This window comes from Nocardioides sp. Root122, assembly GCF_001425025.1.
Taxonomy (GTDB): Bacteria; Actinomycetota; Actinomycetes; order Propionibacteriales; family Nocardioidaceae; genus Nocardioides.
The window spans coordinates 103,189-124,134 of record NZ_LMDE01000014.1; the positions used below are offsets into that span (position 1 = coordinate 103,189).

Consider the following 20,946-nt stretch of genomic DNA (forward strand, 5'->3'; position numbering starts at 1 on the left):
TCGTCACCAGAGCATGAGCGGAGCATGGCGTGGCACCCCTCGGGGTACCCCGCAGGTGCACGACAGTGACCAGGAGGCACGGTGACGGAGCAGGCGGCACGCACGAAGCGCTCCCTCCTGCCGTGGCCGGTCCTGCGCCAGCTCGCGGACGGCGACATCCTCGGCCGTGGACGTTCCGTCCGGTCGAGGAAGACCGACGAGGTCGAGCCGCGCACCGCGACCGCGGACCGCGTCGCCCGCAGCGTGTGCCCCTACTGCGCGGTCGGTTGCGGCCAGAACGTGTTCGTCAAGGACGACAAGGTCGTGCAGATCGAGGGCGACCCCGACAGCCCGGTCAACCGCGGCCGGCTCTGCCCGAAGGGCTCGGCCAGCAAGAACCTCGTCACCAGCGAGCTGCGCCAGACCACGGTGAAGTACCGCCGCCCCTACGGCACGGAGTGGGAGGAGCTCGACCTCCACACCGCGATGGACATGGTGGCCGACCGCGTGGTCAGGACGCGCCGCGACTCCTGGCAGGACTTCGACGAGCACGACCGCAAGGTCCGGCGCACGATGGGGATCGCCAGCCTCGGCGGCGCGACGCTGGACAACGAGGAGAACTACCTCATCAAGAAGCTCTTCACCGCGATGGGCGCCATCCAGATCGAGAACCAGGCGCGTATTTGACACTCCGCCACCGTCCCCGGTCTGGGGACCAGCTTCGGACGCGGCGGCGCCACCGGCTACACGGCCGACCTGGCCAACGCTGACTGCATCGTCATCCAGGGCTCCAACATGGCCGAGGCCCACCCGGTGGGCTTCCAGTGGGTCGTGGAGGCGAAGAAGCGCGGCGCGCGGATCATCCACGTCGACCCGCGGTTCACGCGCACCAGCGCGCTGGCCCACCAGCACGTGCCGATCCGCGTCGGCAGCGACATCGCGTTCCTCGGCGGCATCATCAACTACGTCCTCGAGAACGAGCTGGACTTCCGCGACTACGTCGTCAACTACACCAACGCGGCGACGATCGTCAGCGAGGACTTCCAGGACACCGACGACCTCGACGGGCTGTTCTCCGGCTTCGACCCCGAGACCCGGACCTATGACCCGACGAGCTGGCAGTACGCCTCGGAGGACGACGGCGGGGAGCAGCACCGCTCGCAGGCGAGCACCTCCGGCGACCACGTGGAGCACCGCGACACCGCCGCCGGGATGCAGCACGAGTCGCACGGGCACACAGCCAGCGCCCACCCGCCGCGCGACGAGACGCTCCAGCACCCCCGCTGCGTCTTCCAGGTTCTCAAGCGGCACTACGCCCGCTACACCCCCGAGGTCGTCGAGCAGGTCTGCGGCGTCTCGCCCGAGGACTTCCTCGCGGTGTGCCGGGCGTGGACGGAGAACTCCGGGCGGGAGCGCACCACCGCGCTGGTCTACAGCGTCGGCTGGACCCAGCACAGCGTCGGCGTGCAGTACATCCGCGCCGGCGCCATCCTCCAGCTCCTGCTCGGCAACATGGGTCGTCCCGGCGGCGGCATCATGGCGCTGCGCGGCCACGCCAGCATTCAGGGCTCGACCGACATCCCGACGCTCTTCAACATCCTCCCGGGCTATCTCCCGATGCCCAACGCGGCCAGCCACCAGACCCTCACCGACTGGATCGACAGCGTCCGCAACCCGGGCGCGAAGGGCTTCTGGGCCAACGCCGGTGCCTACGGCGTCAACCTGCTCAAGGCCTACTGGGGCGACGCGGCGACGCCGGACAACGACTTCTGCTTCGACTACATGCCGCGCATCACCGGCGACCACGGGACCTATCGCACCGTGCTCGACATGATCGACGGCAAGGTCAAGGGCTACTTCCTGCTCGGGCAGAACCCCGCCGTCGGCTCCGCGCACGGCCGCGCCCAGCGCCTCGGCATGGCCAACCTCGACTGGCTGGTGGTCCGCGACCTGTTCGCGATCGAGAGCGCGACCTTCTGGAAGGACGCGCCCGAGATCGAGACCGGCGAGATCGTGACCGAGGAGTGCGCCACCGAGGTGTTCCTGTTCCCGGCCGCTTCCCACGTGGAGAAGGAGGGCACCTTCACCCAGACGCAGCGGATGCTGCAGTGGCGGGAGAAGGCGGTCGAGCCGCCGGGCGACGCGACGTCCGAGCTCTGGTTCTTCTACCACCTCGGCCGGATGGTCCGGGAGCGGCTGGCGGACTCCTCCGACGAGCGCGACCGCCCGGTCCTCGACCTCGCGTGGGACTACCCGCTCCACGGCGACCCCGAGCAGGTGGCCGCCGGCTGGGGCGAGCCCAGCGCGGAGGCGGTGCTCAAGGAGATCAACGGCTTCGAGGTCGCCACCGGGCGTCCGCTGTCGTCGTTCACCGAGATGAAGGACGACGGCTCCACGCTCGGCGGCTGCTGGATCTACACCGGCGTGTACGCCGACGGCGTCAACCAGGCCGCGCGCCGCAAGTCCCGCCACGAGCAGTCGCCCGTCGCCCCGGAGTGGGGCTGGGCGTGGCCGCTGAACCGCCGCATCCTCTACAACCGCGCGTCCGCCGACCCCGAGGGTCGGCCGTGGAGCGAGCGCAAGGCCTACGTCTGGTGGGACCCGGAGAAGGGCGAGGCCGGGGAGTGGGTCGGCGACGACGTGCCCGACTTCGAGAAGACCAAGCCGCCGTCCTACCGCGCTCCCGAGGGCTCCGACGGCGTCGCGGCCATCGAGGGCATCGACCCGTTCATCATGCAGGGCGACGGGAAGGGCGCGCTCTACGTCCCGCAGGGCCTGGTCGACGGCCCGATGCCGACGCACTACGAGCCGGTCGAGTCACCGTTCCGCAACCTCCTGCACGGCCAGCAGGCCAACCCGACGCGCAAGGAGTACCGCCGCGCGGACAACCCGCTCAACCCCGTGCCCGAGGACGGGCGACCCGACGTCTTCCCGTTCGTGTTCACCACCAGCCGGCTCACCGAGCACCACACGGCCGGCGGGATGAGCCGCTACCTCGAGCACCTGGCCGAGCTGCAGCCCGAGATGTTCGTCGAGGTGTCGCCGCAGCTCGCCGCCGAGCGCGGCCTCGAGCACATGGGCTGGTGCCACGTCATCACCGCGCGCTCCGCCATCGAGGGCCGCGTCATGGTCACCGAGCGACTGCGCCCCCTGCGCGTCGAGGGCCGCACCGTCCACCAGGTCTGGATGCCCTACCACTGGGGCCAGGGCGGCCTGGTGAGCGGCGACTCGGCCAACGACCTGTTCGGCATCTCGCTCGACCCCAACGTGCTGATCCAGGAGAGCAAGGTCGGCACCTGCGACGTGCAGCCGGGGCGGCGGCCCACGGGTCGGGCGCTCCGCGACTACGTCGAGGGGTACGCCACCCGCTCGGGCGCCGTCGACGAGGTCTCGACCCCGATCGTGACCGCCTCCTCCGACGCCGTACGCCGCTCGCAGGAGGCCCAGGACGAGGGCAAGGACCAGCACGCCCCGCACCAGGTGGAGGACCAGTGATCGGCCGCAACAGCCTCTACGGCCCGCTCGACCCGGCACCCGATGCCGGCTACGCGGCGCCGCCACCCCGCAAGGGCTTCTTCACCGACACCAGCGTGTGCATCGGGTGCAAGGCCTGCGAGGTGGCGTGCAAGGAGTGGAACGACGTCCCGGAGAACCTCTTCGAGATGCTCGGCACCTCCTACGACAACAGCCACTCGCTCAACGCCAACCAGTGGCGACACGTCGCGTTCATCGAGCGCCCGGGGACCGCGCCCGTTCCCGACCGCCCTGCCGTCGACCTCGGCATGCCGACGGTCGGCGCCGCGCCCAGCGACGTACCCGATGAGGCGAAGCCGGACTTCCAGTGGCTGATGTCCTCCGACGTGTGCAAGCACTGCACGCACGCCGCCTGCCTCGACGTGTGCCCGACGGGCTCGCTGTTCCGCTCGGAGTTCGGCACCGTGGTCGTGCAGGACGACATCTGCAACGGGTGCGGCTACTGCGTGGCGGCCTGCCCCTACGGCGTCATCGACCGGCGCCAGGGACCGGAGGGCGACCCCAAGGTGGGCATCGCACAGAAGTGCACGCTCTGCTACGACCGGCTGACCGACAACCAGCGCCCGGCGTGCGCACAGGCCTGCCCGACCGAGTCGATCCTCTACGGCGACGTCGAAGAGCTGCGCGAACGGGCAAACGAGCGGGTCGCGGCGCTGCACGAGCAGGGCGTGATGGACGCCCGGCTCTACGGCAACGACCCGGAGGACGGCGTCGGCGGCACCGGCGCGTTCTTCCTGCTGCTCGACGAGCCGGAGGTCTACGGCCTGCCGCCCGACCCGGTCGTCACGACCAAGGACCTGCCCATGATGTTCAAGCGCGCCGGCATGGCCGGGACCGCGATGCTGGTCGGGGCCGCGCTGTCCTTCCTGAGGAGGCCGCGATGACGGAGGTCCGCCACGGCGGGAGCCCCGGCCGTGCGCGCGACGGCGCCCCCGGCAGGAAGCGGGGCGGCAAGGGCGGGGCCGAGCAGGTCATGGTGCCGGAGGCGGACTTCACCTCCTACTACGGGCGACCGATCGTCAAGCCGGCGCCGTGGGAGAAGGACATCGCCTACTACCTCTTCACCGGTGGCGTCGCCGCGGGCAGCTCGCTGCTCGGTGCCGGCGCGGACCTCACCGGCCGACCGGGGCTGCGCCGGGTCGCACGGTTCGGCTCGCTCGGCAGCCTGGGCCTGAGCATCGGCTTCCTGGTCCACGACCTCGGCAAGCCGAGCCGCTTCCTCAACATGCTGCGGGTCGCCAAGCTCACCTCGCCGATGTCGGTCGGCACCTGGATCCTCAGCATCCACGGGCCGTTCGCCGCGCTGGCGTCGGGAGCGGAGATCGTGTCGCTGCTGCCCGCGAGCTGGCAGCGGGTCGGTCCGCTGCGCCTCGTGGCCGTCCTCGGGCGCCCCGCCGGCCTGGTCGGTGCGCTCACCGCGCCGCCGGTCGCGGCGTACACCGCGGTGCTGCTCGCCGACACGGCGACGCCCGCGTGGCACAGCGCCCACGAGGAGCTGCCCTTCGTCTTCTGCGGTTCCGCGGCCGCCGCGTCCGGTGGCCTGGGCCTGCTCGGCTCGCCGGTCGCGGAGGCCGGGCCGGCCCGCGCGTTCGCCGTCGGTGGTGCGGTCATCGAGCTCGCCGCCGAGCGGCGGATGGAGCAGTCGATGGGCCTCTCCGCCGAGACGCTCCACCGGGGCACGGCCGGGAGGTGGATGCGCGCCGCGACCGCGCTGACCGTCGCCGGAGCCGCGGGCGCACTGGTCGGTCGCCGCAGCCGGGTGCTGTCGATGGTCTCCGGCGCCGCCCTGATGGCCGGCTCGCTGTGCACGCGGATGGGCGTCTACGAGGCCGGCCTGGCGTCGGCGCGCGACCCGAAGTACACCGTCGTGCCGCAGCGTGAACGGGCGGATCGGTGGGTACCGGGGGACGACCGCCAGTAGGTCCGCCACCGGTGGGCCGCCTGACGGCGCCGGACCGGAGGAGGAACCATGAGCCAGACCCACCGCAGCGACACGTCACACCGGAGCGGCCCTCCGGACGGCGGTTCGTCACCGGGCTCCTTCCGCTGGCTCCTGGTCGCGGCGGGCCTGCTGCTGCAGTTCTCCATCGGTGCGGTCTACGCCTGGTCGGTCTTCGGCGGCGCGCTCGAGAAGGCGGAGCCGTGGCAGCTGGGCAAGGTGCGCGCGGCGATGCCGTTCGAGGTGACGATCGGGATGATCTTCATCGGCAGCTACGTCGGTGGCCGGCTCCAGGACGCCCGTGGCCCGCGGATCGTCGCGCTCATCGGCGGCGTCATCTACGCCGTCGGCATCCTGCTCGCGTCGTTGACCAACGGCGAGGGCGACTACTGGCTGCTGATCCTCGGCTACGGCGTGATCTCCGGCTTCGGTCTCGGTGTCGCCTACATCGTGCCGATCGCGATGCTGCAGAAGTGGTTCCCCGACCGCAAGGGCCTCATCACCGGCCTCGCGGTCGGCGGCTTCGGCTTCGGTGCGGTGCTCACCTCGCCGGTCGCGCAGGCCCTCATCGACCGCGCCCCGGACGACCCGACCAGCGCGTTCCTGCCCCTCGGCATCGCCTACCTGGTGATGTCCCTGGCCGGCGCCTCGGTCTTCCGCAACCCGCCGCAGGGCTACGTCGTGCCCGGCCACGAGCCGGTCACCGACGCCGCTGGCGGGTCCGAGGACAGCGGGAAGGACTACACGCAGGGCGAGGCGCTGCGCACGCCGCAGTGGTACCTCCTCACCGCGATCCTCACCCTCAGCGTCGCGGCCGGCATCTCGCTGATCTCGCAGGCCAAGGCCAGCGCCACCGACATCTCCGGCTACAGCGTGGGCGGCGCCGCCGCGCTCGTCGGCGTGCTCGCCATCTTCAACGGCGGTGGTCGCATCGTGTGGGCGGCGGTGTCGGACTACCTCGGTCGGATGCGCACCTTCGCGGCGATCCTGGTGCTCCAGGGCGTCTGCCTGCTCCTGCTTCCGCACGCCTCCAACATGGCCCTCTTCGCGGTGCTCGCCGCGATCGTCTACCTCTGCTACGGCGGCACCTTCGGCACCATGCCGGCCACCGCGGGCGACTTCTTCGGCGTCCGCAACGCCGGTGCGATCTACGGCCTGATGCTCGTCGGCTGGAGCCTCGGCGGCGTGATCGGCCCGCTCATCGCCTCCGCGCTCATCGGCGAGGAGAAGGCCTACACGGTGGCCTACACGACCATCGGCGTCATCGCGCTCGCCTCGGTCGCCCTCACCTTCATCACCAAGGTGCCGGCCGGACGGGACGTCGACCACACCTGACCTGCGAGACTGCCGACATGGCGAGCACAACGCGCGACCGCATCGTCGCGGCGGCGGTCGAGATGACGACCTCGTCCGGCTGGGCGGCCGTGACGATGGCGCGGCTCGCCGAGGAGGCCGGTGTCAGCCGCCAGACGGTCTACAACGAGGTGGGCTCCAAGACCGCGCTGGCCGAGACGATGATCCTCGAGGAGCTCGCCCGCTTCCTCGGCGTGGTCGAGCAGGCCTTCGACCACGAGCCGCGCGACCTCACCCGCGCCGTCGAGCGGGCCGTGTGCGACGTGCTCACCTACGCCCGCGCCAACAAGCTGCTGCACGCGGTGGTCAGCGCGACCCACGGCGCGGACACCGAGCTGCTCCCGCTGCTCACCACCAACGCGGGCTCGCTGCTCGGCGTGGCCAAGGAGGTCGTCAGCGTCCGCGTGGCGCCGTACGCCCCCGGCATCGACGCCGCGCACCTCGAGCCCGCGATCGACATGGTCGTGCGCGTCGTGCTCAGCCACGTCATGCAGCCCTCCTCCTCCCCCGAGCAGACCGGCGCCGACATCGCCTGGCTCTCCAGCCGCGTGCTGGGCTGATCGGCGCCGAAGCGAAGCGGAGGCGCAGGATGAGCACAGCGTGGGGGACGCCGACCGGGCGGGGGGTCGTGGCGGCGGCCACCCTGGGGTCGGGGCTGACGCTCCTGGACGGCACCGTGGTCAACGTCGCGCTGCGGACGATGGGCACCGACCTGGACGCGTCGTTGTCGCAGCTGCAGTGGATCACCAACGGCTACTTCCTCTCCCTCGCCTCGCTGATCCTGTTCGGCGGCGCGCTGGGTGACCGGCTCGGCCGGCGGCGGGTGTTCGTCATCGGCACGGTCTGGTTCGCCCTCGCCTCGCTCATGTGCGGCCTCGCCCCCGCCGCCGAGGTGCTGATCGTGGCGCGGGTGCTGCAGGGGATCGGCGGCGCGCTGCTGACCCCCGGCAGCCTGGCCATGATCCAGGGCGCCTTCCGGGCCGAGGACCGCAGCCGCGCGATCGGGGCGTGGTCCGGTCTCGGTGGCATCGCGGCGGCCCTCGGTCCCCTCGTCGGCGGGCTCCTCATCGACCACGCGTCGTGGCGCTGGATCTTCCTGATCAACCTGCCGCTCGCCGTGCTCACGGTGTGGCTGGCGCAGCGGTGGGTGCCCGAGACGCGAGACCCCCGAGCCCACGGGCGCTTCGACGTCGCGGGCGCGGCACTGGCCTCCGTGGCGCTGGCCGGGACGACGTGGGCGCTCACCGACGCCGGCGGACCGATGACGTGGTGGGCGACCGCGCTGGGCGTGGTGGCCGCGGTGGCGTTCGTCGTGGTGGAGCGCCGGGTGCCCGAGCCGATGGTGCCGCTCGGCCTCTTCTCCGACCGCACCTTCAGCGCGGCCAACGCGATGACGTTGCTCGTCTACGCCGCGCTGGGCGCGATCCTGTTCTTCCTCGTCCTGCAGCTGCAGACCGTCGGCGGCTATAACGCCCTCGAGGCCGGGCTGGCGACGCTCCCGATCACCGCCTGCATGCTCCTGCTCGCCGCGCGCGGGGGAGCCCTCGCCCAGCGCATCGGACCGCGCATCCCGATGACGTTCGGGCCGGCGGTGATGGCGGTCGGGACGTTCCTCCTGCTGGCGGTGGGACCCGGCGTGACCTGGTGGCGCGACGTGCTGCCGGGCCTGACGGTCTTCGGCCTGGGCCTGGCCCTGATGGTCGCGCCGCTGACCGCGACCGTGCTGGCCGCCGCGCCCGACGAGGTGACGGGCACGGCCAGCGGCATCAACAACGCGGTGGCACGCGCCGGCTCGCTGCTGGCGGTCGCCGCACTGCCGATGGCAGTGGGGCTCGGGGGCGACGACTACCGCGACCCGGCGCGATTCGACACGGCGTACGGCACCGCCATGGTCGCGTGCGCCGTGCTCCTCCTCGTCGGCGGGCTGATCTCCTGGGTGACGATCCCGCACCGGCTCCAGACCACCACGACCTAGGTCGTGGCCGGCAGCCCCATGGCCTGCTGCGCGCCGCCCGCCGCGCACGCTGGCTGCGTTGTCGTCAGTCGCCATGGCTCCGCCATGTCTCCCTCCTCCGCCTTGCCATCGCACACGCCGGACGACGCTCGCGACGGCCGAGGACTGCCGGCCACGACCTAGGGTCTCCCCATGCGCGTACGACGACGGGGGACGGTGGCGGCGACCGCTGCCCTCGCCCTCCTGCTCGGCGCGTGCAGCGAGCCGGGGACGGTGCCGGAGCCCGACCCGACCCCGGCGTCGGAGTCGAGCTCGACCGGCAGGCCGTCGACCCGCCCGACGACCCCGGTGGCCGACCCCGCCCACGCCGTCGACCCGCCCGGGAAGCGCAAGGACCGGCTCTGGAGCGCCGACATCCTGGTGCAGTGGGACCAGGCCCTCCCCGCCTCCACCATCGAGAAGATCGAGCGGTTGAAGGGCGTCGCCCACACCGAGCGGATCGGCCTGGGCCAGGTGTCGCTGGAGAACCGGGTGCTCACCGTCGCCTCGGTCGACCCCGGCGCCTACCGGCTGTTCACCCGCGCCGACGTCGCCGACTTCCAGGAGGCCTGGGACCGGGTGGCCGGCGGCGAGATGGCGACCGACAAGTCGATCGGCAAGCGGCTCGCCGACAAGGACGGGATGATCCGGCTCGGCTCGGACGACGCGGCACCTACCCTGCACGTCGGGGCGTACACCCCCCAGATCCCCACCATCGACATGGTCGTCAACACCGCGTGGGCCGACGACATCGAGATGGCCACGGACAACGGCCTGCTGATCTCCACCGACGACATCTCCCCGGCCTCGATCCGCACGCCGCTCGAGAAGCTCGTCGGCAAGGACGCGTCGGTGCAGATGCTCGACGTCGCCTCGCGCCTCGGCCTCGACCCCGAGGCGCGCCTGACCGCGATCCCGACCGGCGGCACCCTCGGCAGCGTGGTCGGCACCTACCGCTACCGCGTCATCGGCGGCGGGCGGATCGCCCCCGACCCCGCCTGGGTCGCCGCCAACATCCGCACCGAGGTGGTGCCGATCCTCGGCAGCGTCACCTGCCACAAGGACCTGTTCCCGCAGCTGCGCGCCGCCCTGCTCGAGGTGCAGCAGCTCGGCCTGGCCGGCGAGATCCACCCGGGCGAGTACGCCGGCTGCTACTACCCGCGCTTCATCGCCAACACCACGACGCTGTCCAACCACTCGTTCGGCCTCGCCCTCGACCTCAACGTGCCGGGCAACCAGCGCGGCAGCGTCGGGGAGATGAGCCGCGCCGTCGTGTCGGTCTTCAAGACCTGGGGCTTCGCGTGGGGCGGCGACTGGCGCTACACCGACCCGATGCACTTCGAGCTCGCCGAGGTCAAGCGCGTCGGCTCCGCGTCGGGGTAGTCCAGTGACACGTGGTCGCCAGGCTCGCCGTCGGACGACCACTCGCCACTGGACTACATAGGCTGCCCGTATGCGCGCAGTCCAGGTCGTCACGCCCACCGGTCCGTCCGACATCGAGGTGCGGGAGGTCGACCCGCCGGTCCAGGGCCACGACGACGTCCTGGTGGAGGTGCACAGCGTCGGGGTGTCGTTCCCGGACCTGCTGCTGAGCCGGGGTGAGTACCAGTTCAAGCCCGAGCCGCCGTTCACCCTCGGCGTCGACTTCGCCGGCGTCGTGCTCGACCCGGGGTCGCCGGAGTCCAGCGGCTTCACGGTGGGCCAGCGGGTCGCCGGCGTGAACCTCAACGGCGGTGCCGCGGAGCGGGTCGCGAACCCGGCGATCTTCACCTTCGCCCTGCCCGACGAGCTGTCGTTCGACGAGGGTGCCGCGATCCCGATGAACTACCTGACCGCCCTCTTCGCGCTCGAGGAGCGCGGGGGCCTGCGCGAGGGCGAGACCGTGCTCGTCCACGGTGCCGCCGGTGGTGTCGGCACCGCCACCCTGCAGGTCGCGAAGGGCCTCGGCGCCCGCACGGTCGCGGTCGTCAGCACCGAGGAGAAGGCTGCCTTCGCCCTCGCCGCCGGCGCGGACGAGGCGGTCGTCGGGCCCGACTTCAAGGACCGGGTCAAGGAGATCGCCGGCGGCCGCGGGGTCGACGTGGTGCTCGATGTGGTCGGCGGCGACGCCTTCACCGACTCGCTGCGCTGCCTCGCCGAGCAGGGCCGGATCCTGGTCGTGGGGTTCGCGGCCGGCCAGGGGATCCCCGAGGTCAAGGTCAACCGGCTGCTGCTCAACAACACCGACGTGCGCGGCGTCGGCTGGGGCGCCTTCGCGATGACCAAGCCGGGCTACATGCAGAAGCAGTGGCACCGCCTCGAGCCGATGTTCGCCTCGGGCGTGGTCAGGCCGCCGATCGGTGCGACGTACGACATGGCGGGCTTCGGGCAGGCGCTCGTCGACATGGACGAGCGTCGCACCCTGGGCAAGTCGGTCGTGCGGGTCCGGTGACGCTCAGCGCCGGCAGTGGCGTTCGGCAAGTCCGTCGTGCGGGTCCGGTGACGCTCGGCGCCGGCAGTGGCGTTCGGCAAGTCGGTCGTCCGCGTGCGCTGATGCCCGCGCTGGGCAGCGAGCGTTAGGGTCGACCGCGTGACGATCCTCGACTCCGCCCGCGAGGGCATGAACCCCGACATCCGCCCCCAGGACGACCTCTTCGGACACGTCAACGGACGGTGGCTGGAGGAGACCGAGATCCCGTCGGACAAGTCGAGCTGGGGTGCCTTCATCGCGCTCGCCGACGCCGCGGAGCAGCAGGTGAAGGACATCATCACCGAGCTCGCCGACCGGCCCGCCGACGAGCTGGACGCCGAGGAGCGCAAGATCGGCGACCTCTACGCCTCGTTCATGGACACCGACACCATCGAGGCCAAGGGCCTGCGTCCGGTGAAGGGCCTGCTCGACCGGGCGCACCGGATCGCCGACCTCCAGGAGCTCGCGGCCTTCCTCGGCATGTTCGAGCGGATCGGCGGACCCGGGCTGTTCGGGTCCTACATCACCCCCGACCGCGCCGATGCCTCGCGCAACATCGTCTACCTCGCCCAGGGCGGCCTCGGCCTGCCCGACGAGTCCTACTACGACGACGAGAAGTTCGCCGAGATCCGCACCAAGTACGTCGACTACCTCACGCACCTGCTCACCCTCAGCGATCACGACGACCCGGCCGGCGCCGCGGCGGCGGTGCTCGCCTACGAGACCCGGCTCGCCCAGGGGCACTGGGAGGCCGCGGAGACCCGCGACGTCCAGAAGACGACCAACCACAAGAGCCTGCAGGAGCTGCAGGAGCTCTGCCCGGCGTTCGACTGGGTCACCTACGTCACCGCGCTGGGCGGCACCGAGGAGACCCTGCGCACCACGATCGTGATGCAGCCGGACTTCTTCTCCCACCTGTCCTCGGTGCTCGACGAGACGCCGATCGAGACGTGGCGCGACATCCTGCACGCGCGCATCGTGCGCAGCTCGGCGCCGTACCTCCCCGACGAGTTCGTCCAGGCGAACTTCGACTTCTACGGCCGCACGCTCAGCGGCACCCCCGAGCTGCGGGCGCGCTGGAAGCGCGGCGTCGACTTCGTCGAGGGCGCGATCGGCGAGGCCGTCGGCCAGGTCTACGTCTCCCGCCACTTCCCGCCGGAGTCCAAGCAGAAGATGGACGACCTGGTGGCCAACCTGGTGACGGCCTACCGCCGCTCCATCGAGGCGCTGGACTGGATGGGCGAGGACACCAAGCAGAAGGCCTACGACAAGCTCGACCGCTTCTACCCCAAGATCGGCTACCCCGCGCAGTTCCGCGACTACAGCTCGCTGACGGTCTCGGCCGACGACCTGCTGGGCAACGTCGCGTCCGCGTCGTCCTTCGAGACCGACCGGCAGCTGGAGAAGGTCGGGCAGCCGGTCGACCGCGACGAGTGGCTGATGCTCCCGCAGACGGTCAACGCCTACTACCACCCGGGCACCAACGAGATCTGCTTCCCGGCCGCGATCCTGCAGCCGCCGTTCTTCAGCCCCGACGCTGACGAGGCCGAGAACTACGGTGGCATCGGCGCCGTCATCGGGCACGAGATCGGCCACGGCTTCGACGACCAGGGCGCGCAGTACGACGGCGACGGCAACCTCCACGACTGGTGGACCGCCGACGACAAGTCGGCCTTCGAGGCCAAGTCGCAGGCGCTGATCACGCAGTACGACGCCTTCGAGCCGCGCAACCTGCCCGGCGAGCACGTCAACGGCAGCCTCACCGTCGGCGAGAACATCGGTGACCTCGGCGGCCTGACCATCGCGCACAAGGCCTACGTGATCAGCCGTGGAGGTGAGGCGACCGTCGAGGACCGTCGCGCCCTCTTCCTCAACTGGGCCCACGTGTGGCGCACCAAGCGCCGCAAGGAGCAGGAGCTCCAGTACCTCACCATCGACCCGCACAGCCCCGCCGAGTTCCGCGCCAACATCGTGCGCAACCTCGACGAGTTCCACGAGGTGTTCGAGACCCAGCCCGGTGACGGCCTGTGGCTCGAGCCGGAGGGCCGCGTCCGGATCTGGTGATGCCGTAGGCGGTCGAGCCGTGAAGCAGCGTATCGAGACCCGGCGCGGTTGAATGGGCCCGTGGCACTGCCCGGGCACGACCAGTCGACCTACCGGCTCCGCGTGGAATGGGGCCCGACGGGCGCCGAGGCCGTCCCCGCGGACTACGCCGTGGTGGTCGACGTGCTGTCCTTCACCACCACGTTGAGCGTCGCGATCGAGCGTGGCATCGAGGTCTTCCCCTACCGCTGGCGCGACGCCCGCGCCGCCGAGCACGCGTTGCGCCACGGCGCCACCCTGGCGGTGGGCCGCTTCGAGGCCCTGTCGCGTCCCGGCGCCCGCCACGTCTCGCTGTCGCCCGCGAGCCTGTCGGAGGTGGAGGGCGTCGAGCGCCTGGTGCTGACCTCGCCCAACGGCTCGACCATCGCCTTCGCGCTCGCCGAGTCCGGAGCCCAGGTCGTGGGCGCGTGCCTGCGCAACGCGGCCGCGGTCGCCCGCTGGCTCGCGCCGAAGATGGTCGCCGGCGCCAGCGTGGTCGTCGTACCGGCGGGTGAGCGGTGGTACGACGACACCCTCCGCCCGGCGGTCGAGGACCTGTGGGGTGCGGGAGCGGTGCTCGCCGGCCTCGCCGAGGCCGGGGACCCGGCCGTGAGCCCCGAGGTGCGGATGGCGATCGCCGCGTGGCAGGCCGCCACCCTGCCGACGGACCTGCTGTCCTGCGCGAGCGGGCGCGAGCTCGTCGAGGCCGGCTTCGTCGCCGACGTGGAGATCGCGGCCCGGCAGGACGTCAGCGAGGTCGTGCCGCTGCTCGTGGGGGAGTCCTTCCGTGACGCCGCCGACCTCGGGCCGCCCGGGCCCCGGCTGCGCCGCGTCGGTCCCTGAGGCAAAACCTGACCGTTCGGTCTGGTCGCGGACGCCTGCCGGTCCCTAGTGTGTGATCGCGGTCACACTCGGGTGGCCCGACGTCTCGGAGGTCATTCGACGATGAAGCGCACGTCTGCACGCCTGGCGGTCCTCGGGTCCGCCCTGGTGGGCCTGCTCGGCCCCCTGCTCCTCCAGCCGGCCCAGGCGGCCGCGCCGGTCTACGTCGCCCTGGGCGACTCCTACGCGTCCGGCACGGGCACGCGCTCCTACCTCAGCGACGGCACCAGCTGCCAGCGCTCCACCAAGGCCTATCCCAGCCTGATCGCCGCCGCCCGCGGCTACGCCCTCAACTTCCGGGCGTGCTCGGGTGCGCGGATCGGCGACGTCACCTCCACCCAGCTGAGCGCCCTGACCACGGCCACGAACTACGTCACGATCTCCGTCGGCGGCAACGACGCGGGCTTCGCCGACGTGCTCACCGAGTGCGCCCTGCCGGGCTGGGCGAGCAACTGCAACGGCAAGATCAACACCGCTCAGGCCTACATCACCACCACGCTCCCGTCCGCGCTGGCGACGCTCTACGCAGACATCCGCAGCCGCGCGCCCTACGCCAAGGTCGTGGTCGTCGGCTACCCGCGCATCTTCAACGGCGAGGACTGCAACGCCCTCACCTGGTTCTCCCCCACCGAGGAGGCCCGGCTCAACCAGACCGCCGACCTGATCAACGCGCGCACCGCAACGGCGGCGGCCGCCGCCGGGTTCAGCTTCGCCGACCCGACGAGCGCCTTCGTCGGCCACGCGGTGTGCGACGACCCGGAGTACCTCAACGGCCTGTCCTACCCGATCTCCGAGAGCTACCACCCCAACGTGGCGGGCCACGCAAGCGGCTACACCCCGGTCGTGAGCACCACGGTCGGCGGCGCCTTCGCGGTGACCGCCAAGGTGCGCGCCGACGCTGCCGCCTCAGCCCGCAGCCAGGCGGCCCTCCAGCGGCAGTACGCCGCCGCTGACCGCAGCATCACCCCGGAGTCCTTCGTCGCCCCCGACCTCACCACCCGCGAGGTCCGCCTGGCCGCTCGCCGGGCCGGGATCGACCTGGAGAAGTTCATCGCCCGCAGCCGCCAGCGCTGAACCCGCCCCGCGCCCCGCTGGTCGAGGAAGGACACGTCTTCCGCTGGTCGAGGAAGGACGAAGTCCTGTCACGAGACCCGGTCACCCGGCCGGGCCTCGTGACAACCTTTCGTCGTGCCGGACCGTCGAGGGGACATGAGTGAGAGCGACCTGCTGACCCGGCTCGACGACGAGCTCGCCCACCTGCCGAGCGTCGCGGCGTCGTCGTACCTCCTGGAGGGGCGGCGCGCGCGCCGCCGACGCCGGGCGACCGCCGCCGTCGTCGCTGCGGCGGCCGCAGCTGCCGTGGCCGTGGGCGCGCTGCAGGTCCTCGCCCCGGGCGGCAGCGACCAGTCACGGATCGCCGAGGACCCGACCCGCACCAGCGAGGCGCAGGTCGACCTGTCCACCGACCCCGACTTCGTCGCGCCCGAGCCCAACAACCCGCTCGAGGCGCAGGACGGCCTCGACGGCGTCGACTGGTTCACCACCACCGACATCCCGTCGTGGGCCGAGGAGCACGGCAACCACGGCCCCGTGGCACTCGCGCCGGACGGCCGGCTCTGGGTCGCGCCCGACGCCACCGTCCGCCGGATCGTGGTCGACCCGTTCACCTACGGCAAGGCCGGCGACACCACCTCGTACGCCGTCGAGGCGGTGTGCCCGTGCGCCCCGGAGGACATGACCGACGACGTCGTCTGGGTGTGGCTGTCGTCGGACGGCGCCGGGTTGATGGACGTCCCGGGCTGGACCACCGACGACTTCGAGCTGTGGGTCGACGCCGCGACCGCCCACGAGCAGGGGCGGCCCTCCCTCGCCGAGCGGTTCGCGCACTTCGCCGGACCGGGGTCCGGCCGGATGGTCGCGGGAGCGCCGGAGGTGACGCTGGTCGACCAGGTGGCCGACCCCGACCTCGGCTCCGGGCGCGTGACGCACACCCGCGCGGGCGCGGCCGAGGTGGAGTACGCCGGGCAGACGTTCTACGTCGTCGGCGTCGATCCCGAGGAGGGTGCGCCCTGGTACCGGTTCTGGCCGGGCGACACGCAGCCCGACTTCACGTCGTTCCTGACGATGCTGCGGGGCAACTGGTGAGCGCCGCGGACGAGGGCTACGTCGAGTTCGTCGAGGCCCGCCAGGCGACGCTGCGTCGCATCGCCTACGCCGTGTGCCGCGACGACGCCCGTGCCGAGGACGTGCTGCAGGAGGCGCTGGTCAAGCTCTACCTCGCCTGGACCCGGGTGCAGGGCACCGGCCGTGAGGAGGCCTACGCACGGCGGATCATCGTCAACGCCGACCTCGACCAGCGCCGCCGGCCGTGGCACCGGCGCCGGTCCGGGGTGCCGATCGAGCTGCTCGACGAGCCGGCGCGCGCGGGCGCGAGCACGGAGGACCGGATGCAGCTGCTCGCCGAGGTCCGTGCCCTGCCGCCGATGCAGCGACGCACCGTGGTGCTGCGCTACTGGCTCGGCATGTCCGTCGAGGAGACCGCCGCCGAGCTGTCGATCAGCACCGGCACGGTGAAGAGCCACGCCTCGCGCGGCCTCGCCGCGCTCCGGGAGCGGCTGGGGGAGTCCGTCGACGCCGGCTGAGCGTCCGTCAGATCCCGACCCCCGACCGGGCTCCTGTGGACGGCCGGGCGCACATCGTCGGCGGCGGTTGGTAGACAGGTGCCATGACAAGCACCACCGACCCGGCAGTCACCGACGACGTACGCCACTCGGCCCGCGAGGCAGCCGAGCGGCACCTCCGCGCGCTCGTCGGACGCGACGACGCGACCCTGCGCGAGGACCAGTGGCACGCGATCGAGGCGCTGGCTGTCGACCGTCGCCGCGCCCTGGTCGTGCAGCGCACCGGGTGGGGCAAGTCGGCGGTCTACTTCGTGGCGACCAAGCTGCTGCGCGAGGCGGGTGCCGGCCCGACCGTCATCGTCAGCCCGCTGCTCGCGCTGATGCGCAACCAGATCGCGGCCGCCGAGCGTGCCGGCATCCGCGCGGTCACCATCAACTCGACCAACATCGACCAGTGGCAGCCGATCCACGACCAGATCCACGCAGGCGAGGTGGACGTGCTGCTGGTCAGCCCCGAGCGGCTCAACAACCCCGGCTTCCGTGACGAGGTGCTGCCCCGCCTCGCTGCCACCTGCGGCCTGCTTGTCGTCGACGAGGCCCACTGCATCTCCGACTGGGGCCACGACTTCCGCCCCGACTACCGCCGCCTCCGCACCCTGCTGGCCGAGCTGCCCGCCGGCATCCCGGTGCTCGCGACCACGGCCACCGCCAACGCACGTGTGACCGACGACGTCGCCGAGCAGCTCGGCGTCCAAGGGGCGACCGACTCGCAAGCCGCGTTGGTCGAGGAGGGCGCGCAGCGCCCGTCACGAGACCCCTCAGCCCTGACCGGGGTCCTCGTCCAGCGCGGCACCCTCGACCGCGAGTCGCTGCGGCTGGGCGTGGTGCAGCTGAAGACGCCCGAGCAGCGCCTGGCCTGGCTGGCCGACCACCTCGCCGAGCAGCCCGGGTCGGGCATCGTCTACTGCCTGACCGTGGCCGCCACCCAGGAGGTCGCCGGCTACCTCCGCGACCGCGGCGTCGAGGTCGCGGCCTACTCCGGGCAGACCGAGGCCGACGAGCGGCACGCCCTCGAGCAGGCGCTGGTGGACGGGCGGGTCAAGGCCCTCATCGCGACGAGCGCGCTCGGCATGGGGTTCGACGCCAGCCTCGGCTTCGTGATCAACCTCGGGGCGCCTGCATCGCCGGTCGCCTACTACCAGCAGGTCGGCCGCGCCGGCCGCGGCACCGACGAGGCCACCGTCGTGCTGCTCCCGCAGATCGAGGACCGCGACATCTGGGCCTACTTCGCCTCGCTCGGGTTCCCGCGCGAGGAGCAGGTCCGCGAGACCCTGGCGGCCCTCGCCGAGTCCGAGCGCCCGATGTCGACTGCCACCATCGAGACCCGCGTCGAGCTCGGGCGCAACCGGCTGGAGTCGATGCTCAAGGTCCTCGACGTCGACGGCGCCGTCCAGCGCGTGCAGGGCGGCTGGGTCGCCACCGGGCAGCCCTGGACCTACGACGCCGAGCGCTACGCCCGCGTCGCCGAGGCGCGCGAGCGCGAGCAGCAGGCGATGCTCGGCTACCTCCGCACCACCGAGTGCCGGATGCGCTACCTCCGCGAGCAGCTCGACGACCCCGACGCCGCCGACTGCGGCCGCTGCGACAACTGTGGCGGGCTCACCCTGTCGACCTCGGTGAGCGAGACCGCCGTCGCCGAGGCCGGCGAGCGGCTGTCCCGCCCCGGCGTCGTCCTCGAGCCGCGCCGGATGTGGCCCACCGCGCTGACCAACCTCGGCCTCGACCTCAAGGGCAAGATCGCCGAGGGGGCCGAGCCCGGGCGGGTCGTCGCCCGGCTGACCGACCTCGGCCACGGCCAGGCGCTGCGTGCGCTGTTCCGCGAGGACACCCCCGACGGGCCGGTCCCGACCGGGCTCCGCCAGGCCGTGATGGACGTGATGAAGGACTGGTCCTCGGAGTGGAGCTCGCGGCCCGACGCGATCGTGGTGGTCGAGTCGGCCACCCGGCCCACCCTCACCCGCGACCTCGCCGACGGCCTGGCTCACGTCATGCAGGTCCCCGTCGTCGGCACGTGGGCGATCCGCGACGACTCCGTCCCGCCCCGCGCCGGCCAGTCCAACTCGGCGCAGCGGGTCTCCGCCGTACGCCGCCGCGGCGGCCTGGTCGCCGAGGTCCCGCCCGGTGCGACCGTGCTGCTCGTCGACGACCAGGTCGCCACCGGGTGGACGTTGACCGTCGCCGCCACGGCGATCAGGGCCGCCGGTGCGGGTGCCGTCCTCCCGCTCGCCCTGGCCTCCCAGGGCTGAGCCTGCCGGCGGGCCGGGCTGCCCTCCCCCACCGCCCGGATCCGTCATCCCAACCCGAACGCATGGGTGCGGGAACGGATGACGGATCGCCGCGCTCCGGGAGGGGAGATCTCAGGAGCCGTCGTCCAACGGTCGGGAGTGCAGCCGACGGGTGAGCAGCCGCCGCTCGGCGTCGTTGGCGGTCAGCTCGAGCGCCCGCCGGTTGGCGGCCGCGGCCTCGTCGTCGCGGCCCACCGCGGCGAGCAGCTGTGCGCGGGTGGCGTGGAAGAGGTGGTAGCCCGCGAGCGGCGCGGCCAACGACTCGAGCCGTCGCAGCGCGTCCTCCGGCCCGGCGACCTGCGCGTGGGCGACGAGCTGGTTCAGCCGTACGACCGGCGAGGCGTCGTACCTCGCCAGCTCGTCGTAGAGCAGGGAGATCTGGAGCCAGTCGGTCTCGGCCCAGCTCGCGCCCGTGGCGTGCACGGCGGCGATGGCGGCCTGCAGCTGGTAGGCCCCGGGCCGGCGCAGCGACGCGGCCCGCTCGATCATCCGCTCGCCCTCGGCGATCGCCTCGTGGTCCCAGAGGCTGCGGTCCTGGTCGCGCAGCAGCACCAGCTCGCCGTCGGCGAAGCGCGAGCGGCTGCGGGCGTGCTGGATGGTCAGCAGCGCGGCCAGGCCCCACGCCTCCGCCTGGTCCGGCAGCGACGTGGCGACGACCCCGGCCAGCCACACCGCGTCGGCGGCCAGGTCACGGTCCTGGGTGGGACCGGTCGAGGACACGAACCCCTCGTTGAACATCACGTAGACGACCGCGAGCACGTCGGACAGCCGCTCGGCGCGCTGCGACTCCGGCGGCACGGTGAGCGTGATGCCGGCCGAGACGATCTTGCGCTTGGCGCGTACGACGCGCTGCGCCAGCGTCGTCTCGTTCACCAGGAACGCCCGGGCGATCTGCGGCGTGGTGAGCCCGACGACCGCGCGGAGCGTCAGCGCGAGCCGGGCCTCGGGCGCGAGGGCGGGGTGGCAGCAGGCGAAGAGGAGGGCCAGCCGGTCGTCGGTGTCCTCACCGGACCCGTGGTCCGTGGGTGGGTCGGCGCGCGCGGCGAGGGCGCGCTGCCGGTCGCGCAGCCGCAGCGCGTCCATCGCGTTGCGGGTGGCCGCGACCTGCAGCCACGCACCCGCGCGATCCGGCGGCCCGCTGCGCCGCCACGACGTCAGTGCCTCGACCACTGCGCCCTGGACGGCCTCCTCGGCCACGTCGAAGTCCCCGAAGCGCCGCGAGAGCCGGGCGACGAGCGGCCCGGCCTCCTCGCGCAGGGTCCGCGCGAGGAGGTCGTCCGTGGTGGTCATCGACGTGTCGTGGCTCGCGCCGTCACTCGAACTGCGAGTAGTCCTCGACCATCGGACGGATCTCGACGGCCACGCCCGGCAGGTCGAGCATCGGCCAGGTCTTCACCACGGCGATGGCGGCGTCCATGTCGGACACGTCGATGACGCTGAAGCCGCCGATCACCTCCTTGGCCTCGTTGAACGGCCCGTCGACGACGACCGCGCCGTCCGACCCGTGCCTGACGGTGGTCGCGGTCTCGACGCCGAGCAGCTCGGCGCCGGAGTCGGCCATCACGCCGGCGTTCTCGCCGAACCACTCGTAGACCCGCTTGTAGACCGCCTGCGCGGCCTCCGGGTCGGTGGAGGCGTCCAGGTCGGGGCGGGAGGTGTACATCAGGACGTACTTCATGGCGGTGCCTCTCGTGCTGGGCCCCGTGGTCCGGGGCCGCTCATCACCTCGTCGCCGCCCGCTGCCGGAAATCGACAGCCCGCGGAGAACT

General features: G+C 72.3%; 16 protein-coding genes. 14 read left to right on the top strand and 2 right to left on the bottom strand.

Annotation, left to right across the window (positions count from 1 at the left end; genetic code table 11):
* Positions 1-81: 81 nt before the first annotated feature.
* The 14 genes from fdh to ASC64_RS19020 all read left to right on the top strand — a co-directional run bounded on the left by fdh (position 82) and on the right by ASC64_RS19020 (position 19,138).
* The gene (fdh, locus tag ASC64_RS18955) at positions 82-3,474 is read left to right on the top strand and encodes a formate dehydrogenase (RefSeq protein WP_248809673.1); all 3,393 of its coding nucleotides are present in this window, start codon (positions 82-84) and stop codon (positions 3,472-3,474) included.
* Complete coding sequence (locus ASC64_RS18960; RefSeq protein WP_056909115.1) at positions 3,471-4,397, top strand: 4Fe-4S dicluster domain-containing protein; 927 nt, start codon at positions 3,471-3,473, stop codon at positions 4,395-4,397. The genes fdh and ASC64_RS18960 overlap by 4 nt, the downstream gene beginning before the upstream one ends.
* On the top strand, positions 4,394-5,434 hold the full coding sequence (gene nrfD / locus ASC64_RS18965) for an NrfD/PsrC family molybdoenzyme membrane anchor subunit (protein ID WP_056909116.1): 1,041 nt from the start codon (positions 4,394-4,396) through the stop codon (positions 5,432-5,434). Before ASC64_RS18960 ends, nrfD begins: the two co-directional genes overlap by 4 nt.
* 48 nt (positions 5,435-5,482) lie before the next feature.
* The gene (locus tag ASC64_RS18970; protein ID WP_056909117.1) at positions 5,483-6,787 is read left to right on the top strand and encodes an L-lactate MFS transporter; all 1,305 of its coding nucleotides are present in this window, start codon (positions 5,483-5,485) and stop codon (positions 6,785-6,787) included.
* Between the two features lie 17 nt (positions 6,788-6,804).
* On the top strand, positions 6,805-7,365 hold the full coding sequence (locus ASC64_RS18975) for a TetR/AcrR family transcriptional regulator (protein ID WP_056909118.1): 561 nt from the start codon (positions 6,805-6,807) through the stop codon (positions 7,363-7,365).
* A 29-nt stretch (positions 7,366-7,394) separates the two neighbouring features.
* The gene (locus tag ASC64_RS18980; RefSeq protein ID WP_056909119.1) at positions 7,395-8,780 is read left to right on the top strand and encodes an MFS transporter; all 1,386 of its coding nucleotides are present in this window, start codon (positions 7,395-7,397) and stop codon (positions 8,778-8,780) included.
* A gap of 171 nt (positions 8,781-8,951) precedes the next feature.
* Positions 8,952-10,181, top strand: coding sequence for a M15 family metallopeptidase (locus ASC64_RS18985; RefSeq protein WP_082550641.1), 1,230 nt, complete (start codon positions 8,952-8,954; stop codon positions 10,179-10,181).
* 70 nt (positions 10,182-10,251) lie between these two features.
* On the top strand, positions 10,252-11,229 hold the full coding sequence (locus tag ASC64_RS18990) for an NADPH:quinone oxidoreductase family protein (protein WP_056909121.1): 978 nt from the start codon (positions 10,252-10,254) through the stop codon (positions 11,227-11,229).
* Positions 11,230-11,367: 138 nt separating this feature from the next.
* Positions 11,368-13,311: a M13 family metallopeptidase gene (locus ASC64_RS18995; protein WP_056909122.1), complete on the top strand. Its 1,944-nt coding sequence runs from the start codon at positions 11,368-11,370 to the stop codon at positions 13,309-13,311.
* A gap of 60 nt (positions 13,312-13,371) precedes the next feature.
* Positions 13,372-14,172 (top strand): 2-phosphosulfolactate phosphatase, encoded by an 801-nt coding sequence (locus tag ASC64_RS19000; RefSeq protein WP_235563827.1) that lies wholly within the window; start codon positions 13,372-13,374, stop codon positions 14,170-14,172.
* A gap of 102 nt (positions 14,173-14,274) precedes the next feature.
* On the top strand, positions 14,275-15,285 hold the full coding sequence (locus tag ASC64_RS19005) for an SGNH/GDSL hydrolase family protein (RefSeq protein WP_056909123.1): 1,011 nt from the start codon (positions 14,275-14,277) through the stop codon (positions 15,283-15,285).
* A 135-nt stretch (positions 15,286-15,420) separates the two neighbouring features.
* A complete protein-coding gene (locus ASC64_RS19010) occupies positions 15,421-16,356 on the top strand; it encodes a hypothetical protein (RefSeq protein WP_056909124.1) in 936 nt (311 codons plus the stop codon).
* Positions 16,353-16,853 carry a SigE family RNA polymerase sigma factor gene (locus ASC64_RS19015; protein ID WP_235563828.1) on the top strand — a complete coding sequence of 167 codons (501 nt, stop codon included), beginning with the start codon at positions 16,353-16,355 and terminating at the stop codon, positions 16,851-16,853. The genes ASC64_RS19010 and ASC64_RS19015 overlap by 4 nt, the downstream gene beginning before the upstream one ends.
* 83 nt (positions 16,854-16,936) lie before the next feature.
* Complete coding sequence (locus tag ASC64_RS19020) at positions 16,937-19,138, top strand: RecQ family ATP-dependent DNA helicase (RefSeq protein ID WP_056909125.1); 2,202 nt, start codon at positions 16,937-16,939, stop codon at positions 19,136-19,138.
* 111 nt (positions 19,139-19,249) lie between these two features.
* Here ASC64_RS19020 and ASC64_RS19025 read toward each other — a convergent pair whose 3' ends face one another.
* Together ASC64_RS19025 and ASC64_RS19030 are read right to left on the bottom strand one after the other, a co-directional pair.
* On the bottom strand, positions 19,250-20,467 hold the full coding sequence (locus ASC64_RS19025) for an RNA polymerase sigma factor (protein ID WP_056909126.1): 1,218 nt from the start codon (positions 20,465-20,467) through the stop codon (positions 19,250-19,252).
* 22 nt (positions 20,468-20,489) lie between these two features.
* Positions 20,490-20,855: a YciI family protein gene (locus ASC64_RS19030; protein ID WP_056909127.1), complete on the bottom strand. Its 366-nt coding sequence runs from the start codon at positions 20,853-20,855 to the stop codon at positions 20,490-20,492.
* Positions 20,856-20,946 lie beyond the last annotated feature (91 nt).

Excerpts from the sequence above, each read along its gene's own strand:
- nrfD (WP_056909116.1), top strand. The coding sequence starts at position 4,394 with ATGACGGAGGTCCGCCACGGCGGGAGCCCCGGCCGTGCGCGCGACGGC.
- ASC64_RS18970 (WP_056909117.1), top strand. The coding sequence starts at position 5,483 with ATGAGCCAGACCCACCGCAGCGACACGTCACACCGGAGCGGCCCTCCG.
- ASC64_RS18975 (WP_056909118.1), top strand. The coding sequence starts at position 6,805 with ATGGCGAGCACAACGCGCGACCGCATCGTCGCGGCGGCGGTCGAGATG.
- ASC64_RS18980 (WP_056909119.1), top strand. The coding sequence starts at position 7,395 with ATGAGCACAGCGTGGGGGACGCCGACCGGGCGGGGGGTCGTGGCGGCG.
- ASC64_RS18985 (WP_082550641.1), top strand. The coding sequence starts at position 8,952 with ATGCGCGTACGACGACGGGGGACGGTGGCGGCGACCGCTGCCCTCGCC.
- ASC64_RS18990 (WP_056909121.1), top strand. The coding sequence starts at position 10,252 with ATGCGCGCAGTCCAGGTCGTCACGCCCACCGGTCCGTCCGACATCGAG.
- ASC64_RS19005 (WP_056909123.1), top strand. The coding sequence starts at position 14,275 with ATGAAGCGCACGTCTGCACGCCTGGCGGTCCTCGGGTCCGCCCTGGTG.
- ASC64_RS19010 (WP_056909124.1), top strand. The coding sequence starts at position 15,421 with ATGAGTGAGAGCGACCTGCTGACCCGGCTCGACGACGAGCTCGCCCAC.
- ASC64_RS19020 (WP_056909125.1), top strand. The coding sequence starts at position 16,937 with ATGACAAGCACCACCGACCCGGCAGTCACCGACGACGTACGCCACTCG.
- ASC64_RS19025 (WP_056909126.1), bottom strand. The coding sequence starts at position 20,467 with ATGACCACCACGGACGACCTCCTCGCGCGGACCCTGCGCGAGGAGGCC.
- ASC64_RS19030 (WP_056909127.1), bottom strand. The coding sequence starts at position 20,855 with ATGAAGTACGTCCTGATGTACACCTCCCGCCCCGACCTGGACGCCTCC.